Raw genomic sequence first — 6,024 nt, 5'->3', positions numbered from 1 at the left:
GGGCCGGCGCGGTGGCGACCGACGCGAGGGGGACGATCGGGGTGACCCGCGCCTCCTGCGGGACGTCGACGCCGGGCGCAGCGGGCGCGACGAGCGACCGGGGCGCCTCGGACGGCTGCACGGACGAGAGCGCGACGACGGACGCGGGCGCGTCGGCCGCTGCCAGCACGGTGATCGACGACTCGGTCACGCCGAGCACGAGGCGCTCGCCCTCGACGTCGACCACGACGACGCTGGCCTTGGCGCCGATGCCCTGACGGGCGACGATCGAGACGGGAGCCGAGGCACGGCCCCCGCGGAGCCCGCCCTTCGCGAGGCGCTTCTGCAGCACCCACAGCAGGGCGAGCACGACGCCCAGCGAGAGGGCGACGCGCAGCGCGACGAAGAGCGTGTCCACGATCAGGCGACGCCGTCGGCGACGTCGAGGATGCGGGTGATGCGGATCGCGTAGTCCTGGTCCACGACGACGACCTCGCCGTGCGCGATCAGGCGGCCGTTGAGCAGCACGTCGGCGGGGGCCCCGGCCGAGCGGTCGAGCTCGACGACGGCGCCGGGCTCGAGGCCGAGCACGTCGCGGACCGACATGCGGGTGCGGCCGATCTCGACCGTCAGCGCCATCTCGACGTTGTTGATGCGGCCGAGGTTGCCGGCGCCGAGCGGCGCGGCGGGGACGGAGGAGGCGGGCGAGCTCGACGAGACGAGGCCGACGGTGCCGTCCTCGCGGAGCCGCACGGCGAACCAGCCGACCGTCTCGCCCGCGGCGGTCAGGTCGAACACGACGGTGGAGTGGTCGGCGAACAGTGCGTCGGCCGACTCGAGCCGGCTGTCGCCGAGCACGCCGGCGCCGAGGACCGAGGTCGCGGCCTCGAGGGCCGGACGGAGCACGTCGACGACCGAGACGAGGGGCGAGTCGGTGCCGGCGGCCGCGGCGACCTGGTCCATGTCGGCGAGCAGCAGCGCGGTGTCGGCCGAGAGCGACCCGACGAACGAGGTGACGACGGCCGAGGAGGCGGTGCTGCGGCGAGCCTGGGCGGTGGCGGCGTCGACGGGCACGGCCCGCAGCGGCACGGGCGTCGGCAGCTGCGCGACGAGCGCCTCCGCCGCGGCGGTGTGCAGGGTGATGGTGGTGCCGGTCATGAGGTTCCTTCTTCGGTGCCGGTGAGGGAGGTGGAGACGACGATGCCCGCGAGGCGCGAGCCGGCGGAGCCGACGGCGGCACGGCCGACGACCTGGCCGTCGACCGTGATCGCCAGCGGGCGCGACTGCGGGTGCGGCAGGGGCAGCACGTCGCCGACGGCGAGGTCGAGCACGACGCTCGGCAGCACGGCCGCGGGGGCCAGCCGGAGCGCGACGTCGACCGGCACCGAGGCGAGCTGGCCGCCGAGCAGGCGGCGCACCTCCGCCGGGTCGACCGCGGACTCGGACTCGCCGAGCTGGGGCAGCAGCACCTCGGCGGGGATCGCGACGGTGCCGGCGGCGCTGCGCTCGCCGACCCGGATGTCGAACGAGGCGACGATCATCAGGTCGGACTTCTGCGCGGCCTGGGCGAACTGCGAGTTGTACTGGAAGCCGCCGACGACGATCTGGGCGACGAGCAGGTTGCCGAACGAGTAGCGGAGGTCGTCGAGGGCGTCCTCCATGAGGCGCCGCACGAGGGCCTGCTCGATCGGGGTGAAGGTGCGCTCGGGCACGGTCGAGGCTCGCGTGCCGCCGAGCATGTGGCTGACCCAGCTGAGCGCCGCGGAGGTGGGGAACTGGATGACGGCCTTGGGCGTCGTGCCCTCGATGCCGCACAGCACCATCGCGGTCGTCGCGGGCAGCGAGGCGGCGAACTCGTCGTAGGTGAGGACCTGCAGCTGCTCGCAGGTGACCTGCGACAGCACCCGGACCTTGGCGGTGAGCTGCGTGCCCCACTGCCGGGCGAACGTCTCGAAGGCGAGCTCGAGGGCCCGCGAGTGCTCACGGGGCAGCGTCGTCGGACGACGGAAGTCGTAGATCTCGACCTGCTTCGGCGGGCGCGGCGCAGCGACGGCCGGGGCCGGTGCGGGCGTGCCCGGGGGCAGGGTCTCGAGGAGCGTCACGACCGGCACTCTCGGCCCGCGCCTCCTCGTCGTTAGGCGCTCGTGGTCAGTGCCCCCCGGACTGGGCCCCCTCGGCGTGGGCGTCCTCGGACTCCTTCTCGGTCTTCTTCTCGGTCTTGTCGGTCTTCTTCTCGGTGGTCGTCGTGGTCGCGGCGGCCTCCTCGACGGCGGGCGGGCTCTCGGCGGCGGCGTTCCTGCCGGCGGTCACCGCGCCTCCTGCACCCTCGGCCGCCGCCTGCAGCTGGGGCAGCAGCGCGCTCACGTCGTCGGACTGGTTCGACAGGACGACGATGTCGACCCGGCGGTTCGTGGCGAAGTCGGCCTCGGTGCCGCCGGTCGAGAGGGGGCGCGACGAGCCGAACCCGACGGCCTGCGCGTGCTCGACCGGGAGGCCGCCGCGCTCGACCAGGTCGCGCAGCACCTGCGTGGCCCGGGCGGAGGACAGCTCCCAGTTGGTCGCGTAGGGAGCGGTCGAGCTGCGCTGGTCGGCGTGGCCCTCGATCGAGACGTCGTGGCCGGCGCCGCGGAGGACCGGCGCGATCGCGTCCATCACGCGGCGTGCGGTGTCGCTCAGGTCGGCGCTGTTCGTGCCGAAGAAGGTCTCGGAGCCGACCAGCCGCACGGTGAGCCCGCGGGCGTCGGTGGAGAACTGCACGTCGGCGGTGAGGCCCGAGCCGGCGAGGCTCGCCGCGATCGCCTCCTTGATGGCGGTGAGGTCGTCGAGCTCGGCCTGGGCCTGCGCGAGCTCCTCGGCCGTGCCGGCCGTGCCGCTCGCGGAGGCCTTGCTCATGTCGGTCTCGTCGCCGGTGGAGTACCCCTGGCCCTCCGGCGTCACGTCGTTGACCGTGACGACGGTGCCCGACGCCGTGTCGACCTTGCCGACGTCGGTCTGGCCGAAGCCGGTCGCGAGCGAGTTGCGCAGGGCGATGTACTTGTCCTGGTCCACGCTCGACATCGCGAACAGCACGATGAACATGCACATCAGCACGGTGACCATGTCCATGTACGAGGCCAGCCAGCGCTCGTCGGGGTGCTCCTCCTCGGCGTGGCCCTTCTTCTTGCGGCCGCCGCGCGCGCCGCTCACGCTGCGAGGCCCTGGTCGTCGGCGCCGGCCTTCGCCTTGGCGCCCTTGCCCGCCTTGCCGGCACCGGCCTCGAGCGAGTGCACCGGCACCATGGCCTTGAGGCGCTCGCCGAGGAGGCGCGGCTGGCTCCCGGCCTGGACGGCCAGCACGCCCTCGATCAGCAGCGTCATGCGCGCCTCGTCGAGGTCGGCGAGCTTCTTCAGGCGACCGGCGAACGGCAGCCAGAGGAAGTTCGCGCTGAGCAGGCCCCAGAGGGTCGCCACGAACGCCGCCGCGATCAGCGGGCCGAGCTCGTCGGGAGAGGCGAGGTTCTCGAGCACGTGGGTCAGGCTGACCACCGTGCCGATGATGCCGACGGTGGGGGCGTAGCCGCCCAGGCTGTTGAAGAACTTGCTCGCCGTGCGGTCGGCGGCGAGACGCGACTCCATCTCGTCCTCGAGCAGGATCCGCAGCTCCTCGCCGTCGGTGCCGTCGGCAATGTTCTGCAGGGCGCCCTTCATGAAGGGGTCCTCGACCTTCTCGGCCTCCGCCTCGAGCGAGAGCAGGCCCTCGCTGCGCGCCTTCTCGGCGAGCGCCACGATGTCGTCGATGACCGACTGCGGGGGGATCACCTTGCCCGTGAAGGCGTGCGGGATCTTCTTGAAGCTCAGCATCGCGTCCTTGATCGTCGTGCCGGCGATGCCGACCGCGATCGTGGCGCCGAAGACGAGCAGCATCGGCGCGGGCAGCAACAGGCCCTCGACGTGGACGCCCTCGAGCTTGATCATCCCGAACAGCGCGCCGAACGCGAGCAGGATGCCGATGATCGTCGCCGGATCCATCAGCGGGCTCCGGTCGGTGCGGGCACGGTGGTGGTGCTGGTCGCGGGGGCCTGCTCGGCCGGGCGGAGGGCGGAGACGAGGCCGCCGCCTCCTTCGTTGCCGGTGCTGGCGGCGCCTCGCGAGCCGCGGACGATGCCGAGCTGCGGGCCGGTCGACGTGCGGCTGCCGAGCGGCTGCGTCGCGGGGGCGGCGAGGTCGGGCGCGTCGTAGGCGAGCGAGACGATGCGGGCACGGTAGCGGGCGATCATCTCGATCACCACGGCCATCGGCTCGGTGACGATGTACTTCGCCCCGTCGACCATGATCAGCGTCGTGTCGGGCGTCTCGTGGATGCGCTCGATCAAATCTGGGTTGACAGCGAATCTGCTGTCGTTGAGTCGCGTGACGACGATCATCGGCCCGTCCTAGGTCTGTGTCTCCCGCCACCGTCCGTGGGGCGGGCGAGCTGCTCGTCCTGAGCTGCTCAGGGGGAACTATCGGCAGGGGGCCGGGCGGCGTTAGGCGCGGGTCGTGGCGCGTGTCCTCCGCTCGGCGGACGGCGCGGCGTCGCCTCGCTGGCTAGGGCGCTAGCCGACGCGATAGCGACAAGACGACGCGGGGCCCCGCGTCGTCTTGTCGTTTTCCCGCCGGGACCTGTGGCCGCGGGATCGGAGGACGCGGCAGAGGCAGGAGGCGGCGGGCGACACATGCGCGCAACACCGGGCTGGCAAGATGCTGCGGTGACCGACACCCCCGCGAACGACGGCACGCGCGACGCCACCCCAGTCGCCCGGCCCTCCTCCCCCACCTCCGCCTCCCCCGCCACCGCCACCGCCTCGCCCGGCGCTGCACCCACGGTCGGCTCGACGCCGACCGGCTCGTCGCCGACCGGCTCGTCGCCGACCGGCTCGACGCCCGTCTACTCGACGCCCGAGGCGACCGGGCCGGACGCCGCGCTGTCGCCCGACACGGCGACCCCGCTCGTCGACGACCCGGCCCTGACCGAGACGGCTGCGACCGCCGACGCCAACCGGCACAGCCTGGTCGAGAACGTGATGGGGGTGGTGACGGGTGTCTTCATCGCCTCCTTCGGGCTGTTCCTGCTGAAGACGAGCGGAGCCGTCTCGGGCGGCACCGCCGGCATCGCGCTGCTGCTCGACTACGCCGGGCCGCTGTCGTTCGGGGCGTTGTTCATGCTGGTGAACGTGCCGTTCTTCGCGCTCGCCGTGTGGAAGAAGGGGCTCGCGTTCACCCTCCGGACGGTGCTCACCGTCGGCATGGTGTCGGCGATGTCGTACCTGCACCCGGCCGTGTTCCACATCGACGACATCGACCCGGTCTACGGCACGCTGGGCGGCAACCTGCTCGTCGGGGTGGGCCTGCTGATCCTGTTCCGGCACGGGGCGAGCCTCGGCGGCATCAACATCCTCGCGCTCGTGCTGCAGGAGAAGCTCGGCTGGCGGGCCGGCTACGTGCAGATGGCGGTCGACGTCGTCATCATCCTGTTCTCGCTCACCGTCGTCTCCCCCTGGATCGTGCTGCTGTCGGCCGCAGGCGCCGTGGTGCTCAACCTCGTGCTCGCCCTCAACCACAAGCAGGGGCGGTACCTCGGTCGCACGTGACCACTTCGGGGGTGATCTGCGGGTGAACCGCTCTCAGGTCGGACACAGACTCGAGAAACTCTCTACCTTCGGAGTCGGGCCGACGACCGTCGAGGCCACCCCGCTCCAGAGGAGTCACGACCATGACCTACGACCAGAACACCCCCGCCACCACTGTCCCCGGCGCTTCCGCCAAGTTCAACACGCTCGCCATCGTCGGCTTCGTGCTGGCCTTCGTCGTCAACATCGCCGGCGTCGTCGTCAGCTTCATCGCCCTGTCGCAGATCAAGAAGACGGGCGAGCGCGGCCGCGGCCTGGCCATCGCCGGCATCATCATCGGCCTGCTGTCGATCGTCTTCGGCATCCTGTACTTCGTGCTCGTGCTGCCCGTGGCCATGGAGCAGATGAACAACATCCCCACTTACTGATCTCTGCGAGATCGACCGCAGGAGGCGCGG

8 protein-coding genes are annotated in these 6,024 nt (G+C 72.1%); 2 read left to right on the top strand and 6 right to left on the bottom strand.

What is annotated here, in order from left to right:
* From RWM17_RS11390 to RWM17_RS11365, 6 genes are all read right to left on the bottom strand, one after another.
* Positions 1–397: flagellar biosynthetic protein FliO (locus tag RWM17_RS11390; protein ID WP_314103770.1), on the bottom strand; the 397-nt coding region annotated here is incomplete at its 3' end.
* A gap of 2 nt (positions 398–399) precedes the next feature.
* Entirely contained in the window at positions 400–1,137 is a 738-nt protein-coding gene (fliN, locus tag RWM17_RS11385; RefSeq protein WP_194613974.1) for a flagellar motor switch protein FliN, read from the bottom strand.
* Positions 1,134–2,081 carry a flagellar motor switch protein FliM gene (locus RWM17_RS11380; RefSeq protein ID WP_314103766.1) on the bottom strand — a complete coding sequence of 316 codons (948 nt, stop codon included), beginning with the start codon at positions 2,079–2,081 and terminating at the stop codon, positions 1,134–1,136. The genes fliN and RWM17_RS11380 overlap by 4 nt, the downstream gene beginning before the upstream one ends.
* Positions 2,082–2,127: 46 nt before the next feature.
* Complete coding sequence (locus tag RWM17_RS11375; RefSeq protein WP_314103765.1) at positions 2,128–3,165, bottom strand: flagellar motor protein MotB; 1,038 nt, start codon at positions 3,163–3,165, stop codon at positions 2,128–2,130.
* Entirely contained in the window at positions 3,162–3,986 is an 825-nt protein-coding gene (locus RWM17_RS11370) for a MotA/TolQ/ExbB proton channel family protein (RefSeq protein WP_314103762.1), read from the bottom strand. Before RWM17_RS11370 ends, RWM17_RS11375 begins: the two co-directional genes overlap by 4 nt.
* Complete coding sequence (locus RWM17_RS11365; protein WP_314103760.1) at positions 3,986–4,381, bottom strand: flagellar FlbD family protein; 396 nt, start codon at positions 4,379–4,381, stop codon at positions 3,986–3,988. Before RWM17_RS11365 ends, RWM17_RS11370 begins: the two co-directional genes overlap by 1 nt.
* Positions 4,382–4,963: 582 nt before the next feature.
* On the opposite strand from RWM17_RS11365, the gene RWM17_RS11360 reads away from it, so the two are divergent.
* Together RWM17_RS11360 and RWM17_RS11355 are read left to right on the top strand one after the other, a co-directional pair.
* Positions 4,964–5,587: a YitT family protein gene (locus RWM17_RS11360; protein WP_314103773.1), complete on the top strand. Its 624-nt coding sequence runs from the start codon at positions 4,964–4,966 to the stop codon at positions 5,585–5,587.
* Between the two features lie 122 nt (positions 5,588–5,709).
* Positions 5,710–5,994 (top strand): DUF4190 domain-containing protein, encoded by a 285-nt coding sequence (locus RWM17_RS11355; RefSeq protein ID WP_314103758.1) that lies wholly within the window; start codon positions 5,710–5,712, stop codon positions 5,992–5,994.
* Positions 5,995–6,024: the final 30 nt, after the last annotated feature.

It is taken from the genome of uncultured Frigoribacterium sp. (assembly GCF_963515265.1).
In the GTDB taxonomy this organism is placed as follows: Bacteria; Actinomycetota; Actinomycetes; order Actinomycetales; family Microbacteriaceae; genus Frigoribacterium.
Note: the sequence above shows the minus strand (reverse complement) of the source record. Positions and strands in the feature narration are given on the sequence as shown.

Bases quoted from the DNA above. Each gene is read 5' to 3' on its own strand.
- fliN (WP_194613974.1), bottom strand. From the start codon at position 1,137: ATGACCGGCACCACCATCACCCTGCACACCGCCGCGGCGGAGGCGCTC.
- RWM17_RS11370 (WP_314103762.1), bottom strand. From the start codon at position 3,986: ATGGATCCGGCGACGATCATCGGCATCCTGCTCGCGTTCGGCGCGCTG.
- RWM17_RS11365 (WP_314103760.1), bottom strand. From the start codon at position 4,381: ATGATCGTCGTCACGCGACTCAACGACAGCAGATTCGCTGTCAACCCA.
- RWM17_RS11355 (WP_314103758.1), top strand. From the start codon at position 5,710: ATGACCTACGACCAGAACACCCCCGCCACCACTGTCCCCGGCGCTTCC.